This window comes from Bacillus cereus group sp. BfR-BA-01381, assembly GCF_022663555.1.
GTDB classification, from domain to species: Bacteria; Bacillota; Bacilli; order Bacillales; family Bacillaceae_G; genus Bacillus_A; species Bacillus_A pacificus.
The window spans coordinates 1-217 of the sequence record NZ_JAKUFR010000353.1; the positions used below are offsets into that span (position 1 = coordinate 1).

The following is a 217-nucleotide window of genomic DNA, read 5'->3' on the forward strand; positions in this document are numbered from 1 at the left end:
TGCTTGCGGAGGAAAAGAGGAGAATAAGCTTGTTGTGGGAGCTTCTAACGTACCGCACGCTGTTATTTTGGAAAAGGCACAGCCGATATTAGAGAAAAAGGGTATTAAATTGTAAACGCAGGAAAAATTCATTTAGAGCCAATGGGCATTTATTCTAAGAAATATAAAAGCTTAAAAGATTTACCAGATGGCGGGACAGTGATTATGAGTAATAACG

The 217-nt window shown here is 38.2% G+C and carries 1 pseudogene; it reads left to right on the forward strand.

The features are described 5' to 3' along the window. A pseudogene (locus tag MR079_RS29010) lies at positions 1-217 on the forward strand (MetQ/NlpA family ABC transporter substrate-binding protein); the annotation flags it as partial.